Source organism: Pseudidiomarina tainanensis (assembly GCF_004214835.1).
Lineage (GTDB): Bacteria > Pseudomonadota > Gammaproteobacteria > Enterobacterales > Alteromonadaceae > Pseudidiomarina > Pseudidiomarina tainanensis.
Window position 1 is genome coordinate 1,212,766 of sequence record NZ_PIQJ01000001.1, and the last position, 18,449, is coordinate 1,231,214.

Annotated in this window: 19 protein-coding genes; 3 read left to right on the forward strand and 16 right to left on the reverse strand. The window is 45.7% G+C overall.

All coding sequences use genetic code 11. The annotated features are described in order from the left end of the window. Positions 1-3: 3 nt before the first annotated feature. The 8 genes from proQ to CWI82_RS05965 all read right to left on the reverse strand — a co-directional run bounded on the left by proQ (position 4) and on the right by CWI82_RS05965 (position 6,573). The gene (proQ, locus tag CWI82_RS05930) at positions 4-660 is read right to left on the reverse strand and encodes an RNA chaperone ProQ (RefSeq protein ID WP_092854974.1); all 657 of its coding nucleotides are present in this window, start codon (positions 658-660) and stop codon (positions 4-6) included. After that, positions 650-943: a hypothetical protein gene (locus CWI82_RS05935; RefSeq protein ID WP_092854972.1), complete on the reverse strand. Its 294-nt coding sequence runs from the start codon at positions 941-943 to the stop codon at positions 650-652. The genes proQ and CWI82_RS05935 overlap by 11 nt, the downstream gene beginning before the upstream one ends. 32 nt (positions 944-975) lie before the next feature. Next, positions 976-1,437 carry a GAF domain-containing protein gene (locus CWI82_RS05940; RefSeq protein ID WP_092854970.1) on the reverse strand — a complete coding sequence of 154 codons (462 nt, stop codon included), beginning with the start codon at positions 1,435-1,437 and terminating at the stop codon, positions 976-978. 10 nt (positions 1,438-1,447) lie between these two features. Beyond that, positions 1,448-1,738 (reverse strand): YeaC family protein, encoded by a 291-nt coding sequence (locus CWI82_RS05945; protein WP_092854968.1) that lies wholly within the window; start codon positions 1,736-1,738, stop codon positions 1,448-1,450. After that, positions 1,738-2,067, reverse strand: a complete 330-nt coding sequence (locus CWI82_RS05950) for a hypothetical protein (protein WP_092854966.1) — start codon at positions 2,065-2,067, stop codon at positions 1,738-1,740. Before CWI82_RS05950 ends, CWI82_RS05945 begins: the two co-directional genes overlap by 1 nt. 125 nt (positions 2,068-2,192) lie before the next feature. Further along, positions 2,193-3,875 (reverse strand): alanine/glycine:cation symporter family protein, encoded by a 1,683-nt coding sequence (locus CWI82_RS05955; protein WP_130202924.1) that lies wholly within the window; start codon positions 3,873-3,875, stop codon positions 2,193-2,195. 60 nt (positions 3,876-3,935) lie between these two features. Further along, positions 3,936-5,066, reverse strand: coding sequence for a M14 family metallopeptidase (locus CWI82_RS05960; RefSeq protein ID WP_130202925.1), 1,131 nt, complete (start codon positions 5,064-5,066; stop codon positions 3,936-3,938). A 61-nt stretch (positions 5,067-5,127) separates the two neighbouring features. Next, the gene (locus CWI82_RS05965) at positions 5,128-6,573 is read right to left on the reverse strand and encodes a glyceraldehyde-3-phosphate dehydrogenase (RefSeq protein WP_130202926.1); all 1,446 of its coding nucleotides are present in this window, start codon (positions 6,571-6,573) and stop codon (positions 5,128-5,130) included. Positions 6,574-6,717: 144 nt separating this feature from the next. Here CWI82_RS05965 and pyk point away from each other — a divergent pair, with 144 nt between their 5' ends. After that, complete coding sequence (pyk, locus tag CWI82_RS05970; RefSeq protein ID WP_130202927.1) at positions 6,718-8,154, forward strand: pyruvate kinase; 1,437 nt, start codon at positions 6,718-6,720, stop codon at positions 8,152-8,154. 60 nt (positions 8,155-8,214) lie between these two features. On the opposite strand, the gene CWI82_RS05975 is transcribed toward pyk, so the two are convergent. Genes CWI82_RS05975 through CWI82_RS05985 form a run of 3 tightly spaced genes read right to left on the reverse strand, consistent with a single transcriptional unit; the run spans position 8,215 to position 10,988 of the window. Next, positions 8,215-9,072 carry a DUF6279 family lipoprotein gene (locus CWI82_RS05975; RefSeq protein ID WP_092854956.1) on the reverse strand — a complete coding sequence of 286 codons (858 nt, stop codon included), beginning with the start codon at positions 9,070-9,072 and terminating at the stop codon, positions 8,215-8,217. Positions 9,073-9,084: 12 nt separating this feature from the next. Then, positions 9,085-9,912, reverse strand: a complete 828-nt coding sequence (locus CWI82_RS05980; RefSeq protein ID WP_092854954.1) for a LytR/AlgR family response regulator transcription factor — start codon at positions 9,910-9,912, stop codon at positions 9,085-9,087. Positions 9,913-9,914: 2 nt separating this feature from the next. Next, on the reverse strand, positions 9,915-10,988 hold the full coding sequence (locus CWI82_RS05985) for a sensor histidine kinase (protein ID WP_092854952.1): 1,074 nt from the start codon (positions 10,986-10,988) through the stop codon (positions 9,915-9,917). 151 nt (positions 10,989-11,139) lie between these two features. Between CWI82_RS05985 and CWI82_RS05990 the strand changes: the two genes are divergently transcribed. Further along, positions 11,140-12,921 carry a M61 family metallopeptidase gene (locus CWI82_RS05990; RefSeq protein ID WP_130202928.1) on the forward strand — a complete coding sequence of 594 codons (1,782 nt, stop codon included), beginning with the start codon at positions 11,140-11,142 and terminating at the stop codon, positions 12,919-12,921. Here CWI82_RS05990 and CWI82_RS05995 read toward each other — a convergent pair. From CWI82_RS05995 to CWI82_RS06005, 3 genes are read right to left on the reverse strand one after another with little or no spacing between them, the layout of a single operon-like run. Beyond that, on the reverse strand, positions 12,866-13,726 hold the full coding sequence (locus CWI82_RS05995; protein ID WP_092854948.1) for a M23 family metallopeptidase: 861 nt from the start codon (positions 13,724-13,726) through the stop codon (positions 12,866-12,868). The two genes, CWI82_RS05990 and CWI82_RS05995, sit on opposite strands and share 56 nt — an antisense overlap. After that, positions 13,719-14,600, reverse strand: coding sequence for a 6-carboxytetrahydropterin synthase (locus tag CWI82_RS06000; protein WP_130202929.1), 882 nt, complete (start codon positions 14,598-14,600; stop codon positions 13,719-13,721). The genes CWI82_RS05995 and CWI82_RS06000 overlap by 8 nt, the downstream gene beginning before the upstream one ends. Before the next feature lie 50 nt (positions 14,601-14,650). Continuing rightward, on the reverse strand, positions 14,651-15,319 hold the full coding sequence (locus CWI82_RS06005) for a LysE family translocator (RefSeq protein ID WP_092854944.1): 669 nt from the start codon (positions 15,317-15,319) through the stop codon (positions 14,651-14,653). Between the two features lie 44 nt (positions 15,320-15,363). On the opposite strand from CWI82_RS06005, the gene CWI82_RS06010 reads away from it, so the two are divergent. Next, positions 15,364-16,281 (forward strand): LysR family transcriptional regulator, encoded by a 918-nt coding sequence (locus CWI82_RS06010; protein ID WP_092854942.1) that lies wholly within the window; start codon positions 15,364-15,366, stop codon positions 16,279-16,281. Here CWI82_RS06010 and CWI82_RS06015 read toward each other — a convergent pair. Together CWI82_RS06015 and CWI82_RS06020 are read right to left on the reverse strand one after the other, a co-directional pair. Further along, a complete protein-coding gene (locus tag CWI82_RS06015) occupies positions 16,247-17,725 on the reverse strand; it encodes an FMN-binding glutamate synthase family protein (protein ID WP_092856863.1) in 1,479 nt (492 codons plus the stop codon). The two genes, CWI82_RS06010 and CWI82_RS06015, sit on opposite strands and share 35 nt — an antisense overlap. 108 nt (positions 17,726-17,833) lie before the next feature. Next, positions 17,834-18,421 carry a CBS domain-containing protein gene (locus tag CWI82_RS06020; protein WP_092854940.1) on the reverse strand — a complete coding sequence of 196 codons (588 nt, stop codon included), beginning with the start codon at positions 18,419-18,421 and terminating at the stop codon, positions 17,834-17,836. Positions 18,422-18,449: the final 28 nt, after the last annotated feature.

The window sequence follows — 18,449 nt, forward strand, 5'->3', positions numbered from 1 at the left end:
CTCCTATTTCGTGACAAATACAGCGTTTACATTCACTTTGACCGTCAAGCCGTTTTGAAGTTGCACATAAATGTCATCGCGGTCGATTTCGGTAACTTGTCCTGCCACAGGTGATTGTCCAGCTTTAACCTGAACTTGTTGACCAACTTGCAGTTCCGAACCAGTCACCGACTGGAGGTCCAGTTTAGCTGCAGGTTTTGGTTTAGTGGCTGGTGAAGCCTTTTTGGCAGGACGTTTCGCTCGCGCTTTGCGAGCTTCTTGTTTTGCCCCTGCAGTTTTGGGTGCTTTCGGCGCCTGCTCTTTACGTTTCTTAGCAGCTCGCTCAGCGGCAACAGCTTTTGATTCGGCTAACGTTTGCTCAGCATGCTGTTGATGCTCTTCTTCAATAATACCGGCCTCGGCACCATCAAGATCAACCCGTTTCGCACCAACTTTAACGCTACGCAGATACCGCCAACTATTAGTGTAGTGACGTAAAGCAGTACGCAACCGCGTTTTACTTACGGATTCATCGTTCTCTAAGCGCGTTGCGATATCCTCAAAGATACCAATTTTTAATGGTTGCGCATCGCCTTCAAGTGAAAAACATTGTGGAAATTTCTCGGCAAGATAGGCAATTACTTCTTTGGTATTCGTAATCTTTTTAACGTCAGTCGTCATCTTCATCAAAATCCTGCTGACGTACGTCAGCTAGTTGCTCCATTATATACGCTTGCATTTCTTCGCTATCGAGTCCTAGTAATTCAGGATTTTCGATCCATTCGAAGAGGACGCGGCGTACAACTTCTTCTAATTGTTCTATGCTGTCATCAGCTTCACTATAATCGACAATGTAATGCAACATTTCATTGAGTTGATCAGCCGCAGCCTCTTCATCCCCTTCAAAGAATCGCATGTCACTATAACTGACTAAATAAGCATAGATATCAAATTCACTATACATATCGATCTACTTGGCACGTTCGCAGTGAGTAATTAACGCCAATTGAGTGTCTCAATAAAGCGACCTAACGCACTTAAACCATCGGCATCAGCTTGATTGAAACGCCCTACCGTTGGACTATCCAGATCAAATACTCCAACAACTTCATCATTAACTATCAACGGTACGACAACTTCTGAGTTTGACGCAGCGTCACAGGCAATATGCCCTTCAAAGTCATGAACGTCGACAACCAATTGTGTCACACGTGAATGTGCGGCCGTGCCGCAAACACCGCGCCCGAACGGAATTCTTAAACACGCCACTTTACCTTGAAACGGCCCTAACACCAAGGTTTCAGGTTCCCGTGTTAAGTAAAAGCCGACCCAATTGACATCTTCGAGAGCTTCATAAACTAACGCAGATAGATTACTTAGATTCGCAATAAGATCAGATTCGCCGTGGGTAATGGCCTTTGCTTGTTCTATTAATAATTCATAATCGGTGGTGTGCATAGAGGTGTGCTCAGGCCTCGTTTGGGTTATTGAGAGAGAAGCTTGCGATAGTATTCTCGCCTTTTAAATCAGCTTTCATATCGCGCTTACTACGGGTAACTAACTGGCCATCGGCGCCTACGCGAAATGGTTCTTCTGAAGGGCAATAACGCGCTTGATAGGCCATAACTAGCTGGATGCTGTGTTCACGCTGTTCATCTGAGAGCTTTACACCGTCTGGCCACTTTCCCAGCTCAACGGCTTGTAGTAAGCGCTCAAAAATGTCTGGCGTAATGGAGGAGACTAAGTCGTCAAACTGCATTAATTGCGACTCCTTTTCACAAAAACTAACCGAACTCGGTTCACCACGAACCATACTAACCCAGCAACCATTAAACCGTACGACACTTTAGCTGGCCATGTTTCAGGCAGCGGTTGTTGGATAAAATAATACGTAAATGCGGCAATCGCGATCAGCAATGCCAACATCGATTGACCAACAATTTTTTCGCGTTTTGTTGCAAGCATTCGTTGCAGTTCACGCTCGCGCTCTTCATTAGATAAACCTGTCAGCTTAAACTCGCAGTGTGGGCATTCCGTAGCTTTGTCAGAAACGCGCTTGCGACACGCAGGACAATCGATTAACGCCATGATGACCTCATTTACTTCAACGTGAATAGGCAATATAAGGGATTTGGTCTTAAATTCAAGCACCACGCGGCTTTTACATAGATTAAAACCCGCCAAAGCGGGTTTTAAATCAATCTAACAACTCGTTATTTATCGCTATTTTTAGATTGCTCTGCATCGAAATCTTGCCAATAGGCTTTCACAGTATCTTTCATCTCTCGACGTAAAAGGAAAATACCGAGTAAGTTTGGCAGCGTCATCAAAACAATCGCCACGTAAGATAAAGTCCACACTAGCGTGGTATCAGCAAATGATGCGACAAAGAACCCTGCAACGTAAATAATGCGATATGGCATTACCCCGCGTTGTCCAAATAGATAGACAACGGCACGGTCACCGTAATATGACCAAGCAATGGCTGTTGAGAAAGCAAATAACATTAAGCTAATCGGTACAATATATTCACCCGCCGGACCTAAAAAGCCCATACTAAAAGCTTTCGCCGTTAGCGCAGCTGAGTGAATCAAAGAGTCACCGACAATAACGATGTCTTCCTTCTTCAATTGACCATTTTCAATGCGTAAAACACCGGTATATGGATCTTCACCAGCAACAATGAAACGCACGTTTTCGGCTACCGAGCGCGCATGTAACATGGTGTAGCCATTACTGACCGGACGCCCATCGCGCACTTGAATCGTACCATTAAATTTTTCAATGGTGTTTTGCTTAGTGTCGTTTAAATAGTGATATAAAGCTTCACGATCAGCCGGTTCGGCATCTGAATAATGACCCGCAACAATATCTAAATCAGTGCGTGAAAAGGTATTTTCATGTTTCTGCGACCAGACACCAGATGACAAGATAACCAAACCGGTTAACGTACAAATAATAATGGTATCGATAAATGGCTCGAGAATTGAAACCATACCCTCAGATACTGGTTCATCAGCTTTAGCAGAAGCGTGTGCAATCGGAGCTGAACCTTGACCTGCTTCGTTTGAGAACAGGCCGCGGTTAACGCCACGGTTGAATGCATACGCAAAAGTTGCCCCTAAGAAGCCACCGGTCGCTGCCGAGCCAGTAAACGCATCCATAAAAATGGCGGCAAACGAAGAACCAATTTGGTCGACGTTATAGAGAATAACGCTTAACGAACCGAGAACATACAACGCCCCCATAATTGGGACAATCTTCGACGTCACTGCCGCAATGCGGGTGATACCACCAATAATCACCAACGCTAATAAAATGGCCAAAACACCACCAACAATCATTGGGTCAAAGCCGAAACTCATTTCCATACTTTGCGCAATATTATTAATTTGCGGCATGTTGCCAGTACCGAATGAGCTAATAATTGTTGCAACAGCAAAAATTACGGCGAGCCATTTCATATTTAAGCGGCGATCCATGTAGTACATTGGACCACCCGCCATGGTGCCGTCTTCCGTTTTTACGCGGTATTTATGTGACAAGGTAACTTCAACAAATTTGGTCGTCATACCTAAGAATGCGGTTACCCACATCCAGAATAAGGCCGCTGGACCACCAAGGAAGATGGCTAGTGCTACACCACCAATGTTACCCGTACCAACAGTACCGGATAATGCGGTTGATAAGGCTTGAAAGTGTGTGGTATCACCTTCTGCACCTTTTTTATCGAACTTACCTGTAACCACTTTCCAGGCGTGGCCAAAGAACCGTATTTGTGGAAAACCCAAATACAAAGTAAAGAAAATACCTACGCCGAGCAGGATATACGGAAAGTATGCTGCTGATCCAAGATAGCTATCGAGTAGCAACAAAAAGTTATTAATGGCTTCCAAGGTGTCCCCCTTGTCGAATTATTATTGTTGTTGTCCGCTGTTTAAACTAGCTTGCCCAGATTAACTGCGCAAGCTATTTGCGATTCCGTAGATAGCGCTAAGTACATCGGCACCGAATTGTTGGCTACGATTTGCTGACCAACCAAAGTCCACATCTGGCAAGTTCGCATTATCTTTAAATGGCATTTCTAAAGTAAATGCCAAACAGCTGAAACGTTCACTCACTGCGTTACTTGCCACAGTAAGGTTTGCTTCACCTGGCTTATCGATTTCATAACCGTACTCGGTTTGGAACTCCGGCGTAATAGATAACAAGACTTGTTTGAACTGTTCGCCTAGCTGGTGCATTTTATCGTTGTAACTTGGCACACCTTCGCAACCTGCCAAGAAGTTATATGGCAGCGCTTCATCGCCGTGCACGTCAAGATAAAAATCCACGCCGGTTTGCTGCATGGCGTTCAGAACGTAATAAACTTCAGGGCTTTTTTCTAACGATGGTTCTGCCCATTCGCGGTTCAAATTGACGCCTGCCGCGTTGGTGCGTAAATGACCACGCACACTGCCGTCTGGATTCATATTCGGCACAATATAAAACACGCATGTTTCGAGCAAACGGCGAGCAGCACCGTCTTCATCATCAAGTAAACGACTTAAAAAACCTTCCATGAACCACTCGGCCATCGATTCGCCTGGATGCTGACGCGCTGTAACCCATATTTTAGCTTTGTGGTCAGCAGGTTCACCGACGATTAAGAGATTCATATCGCGACCATCAAGTGTTGGCCCAAGTAACACATGTTCACACTCAATCGATTGTTGTGCCCATTGAATCAGATCCATATGGCGCTCATACGAATATGGCGTGAAATAAGCGTAATAAACGCTTTCTTGGTCAGGGCTATGACGAATAACGAGCTCTTTACCGTTGTATTCAGTCGGTACACGGAACCAAGTTTCACGATCGTAAGAAGCTAACGCAGAATAGTCCTTCCAGCCATCTGGATAAGCTGATTGACCGGCATTGGTAATAGTCATCACGTGTTCAACACCTGGCTCAGCATACAATTTAAAGTGAAACCACTGATAAAAATCTGACTGATTATCTTTGCGAATCGCCAACTGAATTGCGCTTGGCTCATTCGCTTCAATCACTTCGATATTGCCGCTATCAAATTGTGCCGTAATAAACATGAAATTCCTCACTTCTAAAAACAGAAAAGCGCCCTACTCAGGCGCTTTTACATCGATTTTTTTACTTCGGTAGGTTCAATAGTTGTTGACCGGCCATTTGCTCGGCAACACGAACAACCTGACAGCTATAGCCAAATTCATTGTCATACCAAACGTAAAGAACAGCACGATCTTCATCAACGATTGTCGCTTGCGAATCAACTACGCCCGCATAACGTGAACCAACCAAATCTGTTGAAACGATTTCGGTTGACGCTGTGTAGTCAATTTGTGCTTGTAACTCAGAATGAAGCGCTTGATCACGCAAAAACGCGTTCAGTTCGTCTTTGCTTGTCGCTTTGTTCAAGTTCAAATTCATAATCGCCATTGAAACATTTGGCGTTGGTACACGAATCGCGTTGCCGGTTAATTTACCAGCAAGTTCAGGTAAAGCCTTAGCAACTGCTTTCGCAGCACCCGTTGACGTTAACACCATGTTTAATGGCGCTGAACGGCCACGGCGCTCAGCCTTGTGGTAGTTATCAATCAGGTTCTGATCGTTGGTATACGAATGAACAGTCTCAACGTGACCGTTGCGAATACCGTAAGCGTCGTTGACAACTTTCAATACTGGCGTAATCGCATTGGTTGTACAGCTAGCTGCGCTGACGATCAGATCGTTTGGCTGAATATCAGTATGGTTAACACCATAAACAACATTTTTGATTTCGCCCTTAGCAGGTGCTGTTAGCAATACCTTTTTGACGCCTTTTGATTTCAAGTGAAGACCAAGACCAGCTTCGTCTTTCCAAATACCCGTATTATCGATGATAATTGCGTCGTTAATACCATACTGGGTGTAATCAACTTGGTCTGGACCGTCTGAGTAGATGACTTTAATGCTGGTGCCATTCGCTTTAATGGCTGAGTTTTCATGGTCAACGGTGATTGAACCATTGAATGGACCATGAATCGAGTCACGACGCAACAAGCTAGCACGTTTCTCCAGATCGCCATCGCGACCACCACGTACAACAATTGCGCGCAAACGCATTTTATTGTTGCTACCATTGCGTTCAATTAATAATCGAGCCAACAAACGACCAATACGGCCAAAACCATATAACACCACGTCTTGTGCTGGAATTTCGTCGGCTTTATCAACGATATCGACTAGCTCGCGCTGTAAATAGGCTTCAATACTATCGCCCTTGCCTGCATCTTTGTGTAAATAGTTAAAAGCCAATTTACCCAAATCGACGCGTGCCGGAGCTAATTTCATTTTGCTCAATGCTTCAATAAACGGGAAGCTTTCACGTAAACGCAGTTTGACGCCCTCATGACGACGAATCAAACGATGTGCTTTGATGATATTAATGGTGTCGACGTTTAGCAGCGAACGACCATATACCAAGATTTCCACACCGTAATTACGATACAAACGACCAATAATTGGCTGCATCATTTCGGCGTATTCTTGGCGTTCCTGCCAACTTGCTAGGGTCAGATCCTGTTGCTGATCACTCATGAGGTTACCTTTTCGTTACGTAAATTTGACGGTTGCGTGAAAATTGGCGGCTATTGTACTGAAATACTCCGTCGAGCGCCAGATTCTCTGTAACTCCGAATGAGACATGGTATAATTTTGCTATAAAACAACAGGAGTAAAATTATGTTACGGCGCACCAAAATCGTCACGACACTCGGCCCAGCTACCGATGATCCCGCAGTTCTCGAAGCTCTAATCAAAGCTGGCGCGAATGTTGTCCGACTCAATTTTTCACATGGCGTGGCGGAAGACCATGAATGCCGTGCCAAGCAAGTGCGCGACATAGCAAATCGCATCGGTACACATGTCGCTATTCTTGGCGATTTGCAGGGCCCTAAAATACGTATTTCGAAATTTGAAAGCGGTGCAATAACCCTCGATGTTGGTGATGTGTTTGTATTAGACGCGGCATTAGATAAGAACGCTGGTACGCAGCAACGAGTTGGGATTGATTATAAGGAACTCCCGCAGGACGTCAGCGAAGGCGATATCTTATTACTCGACGATGGCCGTGTGCGGCTTCAAGTTGAGGATGTCAGCGGTTCACAAATTACCACGACAGTAACCGTTGGTGGCAAGCTTTCCAACAACAAAGGTATTAACCGACTCGGCGGCGGGCTATCTGCGGCCGCCTTAACTGAAAAAGATCTCGAAGATATTAAAACGGCAGCGAACATCGGTGTCGATTATCTCGCGGTAAGCTTTCCAAGAAGTAGTGCAGACATTCATGAGGCGCGTCGATTATTGCGCGCAGCTGAAGGCCGCGGTTTAATCTGCGCGAAGATAGAACGTGCTGAAGCAGTCGCCACGGATGCCGCGCTCGACGATATTATTCGGGCTTCTGATGCGGTGATGGTTGCACGTGGAGATCTTGGTGTTGAAATTGGTGATGCGCAGTTGGTCGGTAAACAAAAACGAATCATCGAGCGCGCTCGTCAATGCAATAAAGTTGTGATTACCGCAACGCAAATGATGGAATCAATGATCGAAAGCCCGATGCCAACCCGTGCAGAGGTTATGGACGTTGCCAATGCCGTATTAGACGGTACCGATGCCGTCATGCTCTCAGCCGAAACCGCTGCTGGTAAGTATCCGGTCGCAACGGTGAAAGCAATGGCAGAAATTTGTCTGGGTGCCGAAACGCATCCAAGTGTGACGATCGATAAACATGATCTGGACGAGACATTCACGTCGATTCAAGAAGCCACCGCGATCAGCGCAATGTACGCTGCGACTCATTTAGCGGGTGTAAAGGCAATCATTGCGCTCACCGAGTCTGGTTCAACGGCCAAATTAATGTCACGTATTAATACAATACTTCCGATCTTCTCGTTATCACGGCATAAAGAGAGTCGCGCGCGTTGTGCTCTTTACCGTGGCGTGTACCCTATCGCTTTTGATTCAACCAAAAGCGAACCACATCAACTCGTTACTGATGCGGTAAATGAAATAAAATTACGTGGTCACGTGGTGCCAGGCGACTTAGTCATCCTGACGCATGGCGATGTGATGGAAACCGTTGGCTCAACCAACACCTGTAAAATTATTGAAGTGAAATAATTTTAAATCTTCGCTTATTCTAAAAAAGCTCGCGCCAAGCGGGCTTTTTTATGAATTCAATTAACGCTTAGAAAAGTCTTCAGCAATTTCATTCATATCCTCAATATAACCATCCAGCTTATCGACGATTCGACGCCGCTGACGATCAGTTAGCGTTTCACTCAATTGATAAAATAGCACCAGCGTTAATTGTTGATTGTGTTCGACCCGCGATCTTAATTCTTCCGAGCGCCATTGCTCCGGGTTATAGAATAATTGTTGAAGATAATTATTAAATTGCTCAGGTTGCTGACGTTGCTGTAGCGCCTTTTCAAACTCATTTAACCAACGCTGATTATAATCCAACCATAGCTCACGGGTATCCAGCCGCTCGACTACCCAGCGATTAATGAGTCGCTGCTGTACCTTCGTGACCTGCCCGAGCCAGCTTCGAGTGTTTTTCTCAGCGCGGCGAATAAGCCGTTTCGAGCGCTCAGAATCGCTATACTCGAGTAATTCTTCCTCTTCCTCACGTTGCTTTTCACGCAGGTTTTCAATTAATTCGATAATTTGTTCATCTGATAATTGCGGTAACATTTCTTGTGCATGGGGTTCCACTGCATTGAGCATACGCTGCCAAGCAATAAAAAATTGTTCGTAGGTGGCGACAAGATCCGTTTCAGTTAATGTATTACTCGCTATTTTATCTCGGAGGGTTTGAAGTTGTTGGGCGTAATAAGGCAATTCAGACGTGGCATGCCACTGATGTAGGGTGGTAATCGCTTGGTCAACCGATTGCTCTTGTTGACTATTGAGTGACACGTAGTCGTTTAGTTTCCACTCAATGAGCGTATCGGCAAACCGGTATCCAAACTGCGTTGAGCAAGCGCTAAGCAGTAGTGTTATAACAACGACAACTACAATGCTTGCACGCGGCATAAAATTACTCCATTAGGAATTTAATATTAGTTTTTTAATCCGATCTTTATAACTTCGGCTCACTTTGAGCTCTTTACCATTACGTAAAATCAAGTGATATTCACCATTTTGCCGACTGCATAACTTTTCAACGTGTTCCATGTTGACGATAGCCGAGCGATGAATTCGTTGAAACCGCTGCGGATTCAATTCTTCTTCGAGCTCTTTCATCGTGCGACGCAAAATATGAGTTTCATTACAAGCATGAATACACATGTAATCACCAGCAGCATCAACCCACTCAATCGAGTTAATCGCAACGCGAGTAATCTCTCCACTTTCTTTAATCGCAATGTGCTCAGGGTAACGTGCCACACTGACATTCTCGCCACTGGCTAAGCGTTTCAAAATCGCTTCGCAATCTTCGCCGGTCGCATCTGCTAGTAAATTTAAGATACGATCTTGCTGAACTTTTTGTTCACGCGCGGCGAGACTTTTTTCAATACGCTGAATGCTTTGCGCCAATCGCTCGTGATCAACAGGTTTGAGAAGGTAATCAATTGCGCGCACTTCAAATGCTTTGATGGCATATTGGTCATAGGCTGTGACAAACACAATCAGCGGCATTTTATAACCGTGAGCTTGCACTTCACGCAGTAATTCAAAACCGTTCATACCTGGCATTTGAATATCTAGAAAAACTAAATCAGGCTGTTCGCGGCCAATAACTTCAAGTGCATCGCGTGCACTAGGGCATTCTTGTAACAACTCAATTTGGTTAAATTCTTGAAGGCGCACTACTAAACCACGACGAGCGAGTGATTCATCATCGACAACTAAAGTGCGAATTTTATCAGTCATGCCTACTCTACCTGCTCTAATGGAATGCGAATTTCAATACGTAAACCGCGTGGTTTGTTAGGTGTTAATGTAAATGAGTAATTCTTTCCGTACAAGGCTTGTAATCTTTCGCGTGTGTTCGCCAAGCCAACACCACCTGATTCTGAAAGGCTTTCGAGTGGTTTAGTGCACCCTGGACCGTTGTCGGCGACAGTAATCAGTAAATCTTCGCTAAACCGTTGCGCCCGAATAACTATTTCGCCACCCTCTTCCAGTTTCGCTATCGCGTACTTAATTGAGTTTTCAATTAACGGTTGCAAAAATAGACTCGGCACCAGCGCATGTTTAACCTCGTCGTCAATATCAAGGGTAACTTTCAAACGATCATCGAAGCGCACCTTTTCGATATCGAGGTACAACATTAACGCATCTAACTCTCGTTCTAGTGGAATCTTTTTAATGGGTTCATTATCCAAACTAAAGCGTAGAAACAAACTCAGCTTTGACATCATGCGGTTTGCGAGGTCATTTTCTTTTACCAAAATAAGTGTCGAGATAGCATTTAAGGTATTAAACAAAAAATGCGGATTTAATTGATAACGCAACATTTTCAGTTGTGCTTGATGCGCCATTGATGTTGCCATTAAAGCCTTTTGTTTCTCATCCTGTAACATTTGATAATATTTGATGCCGAAGTACAGACCGCTCCAGCTCAGCATGATGTAAAACTTCGCAATAGTGTTCTTGAAGTAAAACCAATTGCTATCTGGACTAAATCCAAATTTATATATTTCCCAATACGTTGCGTTGTCAACAATCGCCCACAACGCAGCACAAACATAACTGGCAGCTAATACCACTAGAATTAATAACCAAGGACTAGAATCCCAAATACGGCGATATAAATACCGTAGTGGTACCGTAAGTAGAAATCCTGCATAGGCGCCAAGTAGCAAAATCAATGCGTAAATATCACGCATTTCATGCATCAGGGAGCCAATATAATGAACCAAAGCATAACCACTCCAGCCGGCTGCTTGAAGCACCCAGAAAAAGCGATTCCGGTCATCTAATAGTTGTTTCCAGTTATTCAGCATAAAGCCCCGAATGAGAGAAAGGAATTAATGCCATTATACCGATTAAAATGAGTCAAATGACATCCTTCATCGCAGTACAACTGCTATATAGCGCGCTTTAGCCATGCTAAGATATTTAACAAAAGCTAATCTACGCATTTAAAGGAACGCCATGCTGCACTACCAAATACGTGTTCAAGATGCCAACGCACATACCTTTGCGGTAACTATCGATATACCGATTTCTCAGCCAAACGAGCCAATTTATCTCAGTTTGCCAGCATGGATCCCGGGTAGTTACATGATCCGGGACTTTGCCAAAAATATAATTGGCATCCGCGCTGAGCAGCAAGGCAACGTTTTACCTATTGTGCACTGCGACAAGCAAACTTGGCGGATTAACGCGGCAGCTGTTGGTATTGTTCAGGTGAGCTATGAAGTATATGCCTATGATTTAAGTGTGCGGAGCGCTTATCTCGATCAACATTGGGGCTTCTTTAATCATTCCAGCCTGTGCATGGCGGTTGCTGGCCGCACCGAGGAAGCCTGCGGTGTCACAATTACCGCTCACAATGGCTGGCATGTCGCAACTGGAATGCCGCGTAAGCAAGGACATCACTTCGGTCCTGGCGAATTTGAAGCCGCTAATTATGAAGCGCTGATTGATTATCCAGTACTAATGGGCCAGCTCGATATTCATGAGTTTATCGCCGGCGGTGTGAAACACTCGATGGTTTTTGCGGGGCGACATTTCGGCGATGCCGATCGAATTTGCCGTGATGTGGCAGCCATTTGCGAATACCAAATTGAAATGTTTGGGCACCAACCTCCATTCAAAGAGTATTTATTCTTAACCATGGTGGTGGGGAAAGGTTTTGGCGGCCTCGAGCACCGCAATTCAACAGCCCTTGTATGCAGTCGTAAAGATTTAATTTTACCGGGTAAAACTGCGATTGATGGCGATTATCGAACCTTTTTAAGCCTCTGTAGCCACGAATATTTCCATAGCTGGAACATTAAAACATTAAAACCAAAAACCTTTATTCCTTATCAGCTAGATCAAGAACATTACACCGAACAACTTTGGTTTTACGAAGGTATCACTTCATATTTTGACGATTATGTTTTGCATCAAGTCGGGCTCATTGATGCGCCAACTTATTTAGGCTTGCTCGGTGAAACCATCGCGCGCGTTCAGCGTGGCGCCGGCGTAGACAAGCAAACCGTTACCGAGTCGAGCTTTCATGCTTGGACGAAGTTCTATAAACAAGATGAAAACTCCCCCAATAGCATTGTGAGTTATTATGCGAAGGGTGCTTTGATTGCGCTGTGCCTTGATTTGACCTTGCGCCTTGAATCGAATCATCAGATAACACTTGGGCAACTCATGCATGATTTGTGGTTTCATTATGGTAAAACCGGTATCGGCACTGATGATGACACCGTCATGGTATTTATTAGGGAGGCTTATGGCCTCGATCTCTCAGGATTCTTCCAACAAGCGCTGTACACAACACAGCCACTACCGATTATCGAGTTATTGCAAAAGTTTGGTATTCAAGTCAAACGAGAAATCGCGGCTGACGATAATAGCCACGGTGGCAGACGTGCTAGCGCGGCTCTCCCAGTAGCGCTTGGCGCGAAGTATAAAGCTTCAAATCAAGGGCTTGAGCTACAGGTGGTGTTTGATGGCGAAGCGGCCCAAACAGCTGGGCTCAGTGCCAATGATCGGATTATCGCCATCGATAATTTACAAGTGACAGACGCCAACGTGAAAGAAGTGTTCGAGCGCTACCAACCGAAGCAACAAGCTGTTGTTCATGCCTTTCGTCGCGACGAATTAATGCAAGTGACATTAACTTGGCAAGCGCCCAAGCAAACGAATTATCTATTGAGTATTAACGCTGCGCCGCAGGTACAGGGTTGGTTGCAGATTCCGAAAAATACTCAATAACCAGCGCAGGGTCGAGCCGTTGATGGCGCCAATTGATGCGCCAATCAAGGTGAGGCCCTGTGACACGACCGGTCGCGCCGATATCGGCGATACGCTGCCCCTGCTTCACTTCATCGCCTACAGCAACGTGCAATTTGTTTAGGTGGATGTAGGTACTTGTTACACCATAGCCATGATCAATGATTAACGTACCGCCCGAATAGAATAAATCGTTTTCGGCAACAATCACCTTTCCCGACCACGGCGCAATAACAGGACTACCCGTTGGTGCCGCGACATCGAGGCCAAAATGTGGATTTCTCGGTGTACCATTAAAAATGCGCTGACTGCCATAAACCCCACTGATTCGGCCCTGCGCGGGCATAATCGCCGCCTGCAAAAAATCGAGTCTTTCGGTGACGGCGTCATTGCGCGCATTCCAAACTAAAGCGGCCTCGCGACGAGCGCGCTCTTGCTGCTCCGGATCAGGGGTTACTGTGCGTTGCGGTACTCCGTCTACCCGATCAATTTTATAAGTACGCGGCGCAACCTCAATCGTTCGCTTAAATTCACGCCCAGCGTTATCGAATAACGATAAGGTTTGCGGCCCATGTTGATCACGACCAAATCCGAAGACCACTCGGTTATCTGGCGTCATGGGTAGCGCTTGGCCATTTAATTCCACCCGAACCGCATGGCTAATTTCAGCAATAATTAAACCGCCAGAGGTTAATGCGCCGTTGAGTTGCGCCTTTGGAGTTTCTGTAGCCTGTCCATTTATGGTGAACCCGAGCGCTAATAGCGCTAGCGTTAGCAACTTACGCATAACCAATCGCCCCTTTTCCGACCCCTTCAAATCCAGTCACTTTGATTGCATTGCTTGGATAGCTTTGTTTGATGGTGTCAGCCAGATAAGTGGCAATGCACTCAACAGTTGAGTCTGTTGGAATAACGTAGTTTTCAGCCACCGGCACAATCAGCTCAAATAAGCCTTGGTCAGCCGTATAACTATAAGCAATATGACTTTTCTCGGTCACACTTTGGCCATATTGCGAGCGTTGCAACTGCGCGATCGCGGCAACGTCCTCTTGCGAACCTAAATAAATGTCTTGCCACGTTGCAGCCCATTGCTGCTCTAATTGTGCAGAGCGAACGCCATCTAAGGCAATATAGAGCCGCGATCGGTGCCCATGCGCAATGCGTTGACAGTTACCATCGTGCTTTTTCAAACCATGCGTGTAATGATAAAAGGCACCAGGTATTTCCTCCGCTCGAAGGTGCAACTCCAGTCCCTGCACGTTATCTGGTAGCTCGCGTTTAATGACCGCACGCAAATACTCAGTAACTGAAGCCATCGTAACTTGTTCGGCATCAATAAACGCAAACGCATCAGCTGGGCAAAATAAGTGTATCGAACGCTGATTAGGGCGCATAAAATCCACCCAATAGCTGTTGCCATCATCATGGTGTGTGACGTGCGTGTACTGATGTTCCGCAGGCACTGCCAGCTTATGATCGACTGCGCCATCGATAATTCGTTTAATTTGCTTTTTGACCCGCCCAAAGTCTAACACCATCGATTGTTCGTTCAGCGAGCCGTCTAAAATAATATCAACAATCCAACTCTCTCCTACCATGCCGCGCTCTGGGCATAAGTAAGAAAAATCAATAACGGTCAGATCGTTTACAAATAACTGCATAATTGTCTCTAAATTCTCGGAAAATAGCGTCGCGCCAAGTATACCATTGCCTATGGCGTTGCGATAACTTTGATCAAAACAAACCAATCATAAATAAGTTTTGCACTGAGTAGCAGCAATGCTGCGCCCATCGTACGGTCAATCCAGTGGCTCATTGCCCACAAACGGCAGTAAAATGGCCCCCAAGTAATCAACGTTGCCAATAAAGTAAACCAAATACCCGTAGCAATCGCCATGTAAATGCCATAAAACAGCTTCACTCCTGTCGGTGTCGCTGGATCAATCACGGTGCTAAATAGTGCGAGAAAGAACAACGTCGCTTTCACATTCAAGCCATTGGTAAAAAAGCCAACACGAAACGCTTTCGCTGAGCTGATTCCTTGCGCTTGCGCGTTGTGCTCAGGCGGCGCATCTTGTCGCGGTTGCGACTGGATGGCCTGCCAGCCCAACCACCCTAAATAACCTGCGCCAACTAGCAAAAGCGTGCCATATATCCATGTATAGCGATGAATAATCAAGGCGACGCCAAGTACCGAATAGGCAACGTGTAATAAAATACCCGTACCAATCCCCAAGGCGACCCAACGTCCAACCCGGCGCCCAAAACTCATACTGTATCGAGTTGTCACCGCAAAGTCAGGCCCAGGGCTGGCTACAGCTAATAAATGCAGGGTAGCAATGGTTAAAAACTCTGCCCAATAGATTGCTAAATATTCCATTCTGATTTACTTTAAGTTAATTGGTTTAGCGCTGGAATTATCTTATGAAACAACAAAAACTCCCTTCTCTCAATGCCTTACGCGTCTTTGCTGTCGCCGCGCATGCTGATAGTTTTAAACAAGCCGCGCAACAGCTTGGGGTGTCGCAATCGAACATTACTCGACAAATTCAAGCGCTTGAAGAGCAATTGGGCACTCGACTATTTCAACGCGATAACCGCGTACATGCGCTCACTGCCGCAGGCGAAACACTCGCCCCAGATTTACTGCGCCTATTTAAGGAGCTTGACCGCACAGTAGATAGAGCTCGCAACATCGGCGATAGTGAAGCAACGACGCTACGTATTGCGTTACCTGAAAGTTTTCTGCGCTGGTGGCTATCAAGTCGATTGCACGAGTTCTACACGTTATACCCGCATATTCAGGTGCAATTTAATACCGTATCGCTATTTCCTAATGCTTCTGAGCGCGCCAATATTTGTGCAGAACTGCAACACGAACAGCTTGATATCGCCCTACATTATGGACAGCTGCGCGATCATGCCCTGAAACAAGTGCCATTATACACGCCAACTTACGTTCCCGTCGCCCCTATTAAAAGCGAGAGTCCGTTGGCGTCGCGACCTTGGTATGTCGATGAAAAAGCACCCTACTGGCAGCACTTTAAAAAGGCGCAATCACATCTCGCCCGTCAACTACAAACCAGACATGTCGGCAATAGCAACATCGCAATTGACCTCATCTATGGCACCGACCATATGACCTTGGTTGACCAGCTTTACCTAACTCACCCGCAATTGCAGCAATTTGCCAAACATACAGAATACCAGGTGACGCTTCCTGAACCACTCGCCTTGGCGATAAAGCAACGACAACGACAACCTGTTGCTTTAGTCGCTTTTACTAAGTGGCTGCAGGCACGTTTACTCAGTTCGCAGGCGGATACCGCTCGGCGAGACTAATGCTATCGCCGGTATGCGTGACCACGCGCGCATGGCGGCGGTTTAATTGGCGAGGATCAGAAACTCCGCACGAATGAGCAATGATATTCACGCCGTATTCCAAATATTTATGATAGTTCGCAACACGTACACTCTTATCTGCTGGGTCAAGACCTCGTTGTAAACTCTTATCGTGCGTGGTAATCCCGGTTGGACAGGTGTTTTTATTACATTGCATGGCTTGAATACATCCTAAAGAGAACATAAAGCCACGAGCTGACACCACGAAGTCGGCGCCAATTGCTAGCGCCCATGCAACATCAGCCGGGGTAATCATTTTGCCGGAGGCAACGATACGAATACGCTCTTTTAAACCGGCCGCAGCAAGTTTATCAACAAGCATCGGCAAACTCTCAGATAGTTTTAAACCAACGTAGTCCATCAATGGCTGCGGAGCAGAACCGGTGCCGCCATCAGCGCTATCTAAAGTAATAAAATCAGGCGCTGAAGCTTCGCCCCGTTTTTTAATAGTCGCGACCAACTCATCTATCCAGTTTGGCTCACCCATAACAAACTTAATACCAGTGGGTTTGCCTGTAATGGTTCGCACTCGCGCGATAAAATCAAGTAACTCATCATTATTGCGAATTTCTGGGTGCCGGTTCGGAGAAATCGAATCCTGTCCCTCAGGAATACCACGAATTTCGGCTATTTCAGCATTCACTTTTATTCCGGGAAGAATACCGCCTTTGCCAGGTTTTGCGCCTTGGCTTAGTTTTATTTCAAACATCTTCACATGTTTGTTGCCCGCAATATCACGCAATTTTTCCTCATGCAGCTCGCCACTGGCGGTTCGCACCCCGTATTTAGCGGTACCAATTTGAAACACAATGTCGCACTCGCCCTTAAGATGGTATGGGCTTAACCCGCCCTCACCCGTATTCATCCAGCAGCCTGCCAATTTGGCGCCTTTCGATAAGGCTGTTACCGCTACGGGTGACAATGCACCGTAGCTCATACCGGATATATGAAAGTAACTTGTTGGCGAATAAGGTTGCGCGCAATCAGCTCCGATTGTGACCGGTTCTGGTTGGGTTTTATCTTCTTCTTGATGTGGATAGGCGCTGTTCGCAAAAATGATCGTGCCGTTTTTGGTTAAATCACGAGTGGAACCAAATGCCAGTGTTCTATCGGCATTTTTCGCCGCCCGATAAACCCAACTGCGCTGGGCGCGATTGAACGGCATTTCCTCTCTGTCCATAGCATAAAAGTATTGGCGGAAGAATTCGCCGAGATGCTCAAACAGGTAGCGAAATCTTCCGATTACCGGAAAATTTCTGCGGATTGTGTGACGCGTCTGTCGTTTATCAATCACGTACATCACAACAATAGCCACGGCGCCTATTAATAACGCGAGCACAAACAATGCAACCAGCCATTGAGCAATTACCAATAGAGTTGTCATCCAGCCATTCACAGCGACTTTCCTTACGATTGATGAAAAAGCTTATACACAACATATAAAAAGCCCCCGCTTTTGGCGAGGGCTTTTGTTAATTTTCTTTATTCATTTCTAGGTTTCAGCGTGTCGTATTGCGCTGAAAACTTCTGCAAAGCTAGTTGCCCGCGGATATAAACGCACCGACTCACCGGTTACAGCGAGTATTTTTAAAGACACGAACATCCCATAAAGTGAGTCGTCTTCAGTCACAGCAATAAAATCACAGCCCGCTTCTTGCATGGTCGCAGCAATATCACCAATTCGAGCAACTTTTGCTTGCGCCGACGTTATCGATGGTAACTTACGTAGTGGTGTCATCAAATAACCGACCGTTAGCTCATGCCAAGGTAATTGCAGTAAATTAGCAACGACACCACTTTGACGACCGTGTAAATCGCGCGCCATTAAAACCCCAACGATAGTGTTTTCTGCATCAACTACCGCGGCGTAACGTTTATCGGTGCGATTTAATAGATTTTCTGCATCACTGACACTTAGTGACATCGGTATCACTGCTAACTGCGAACTATTTACCTTGTCGATGACATGTAATGCGCTTTGGTGCCAGTCAAGATGGGCTGGCGTCGTACTTCTTTCCGGTAACGGAAAAAATTTCTCAGCAGGCGTAGGTTCCCACCGAAGTGCATGAAATTCAGACATAACTTACCTCTGTTCAATAACTAATTAT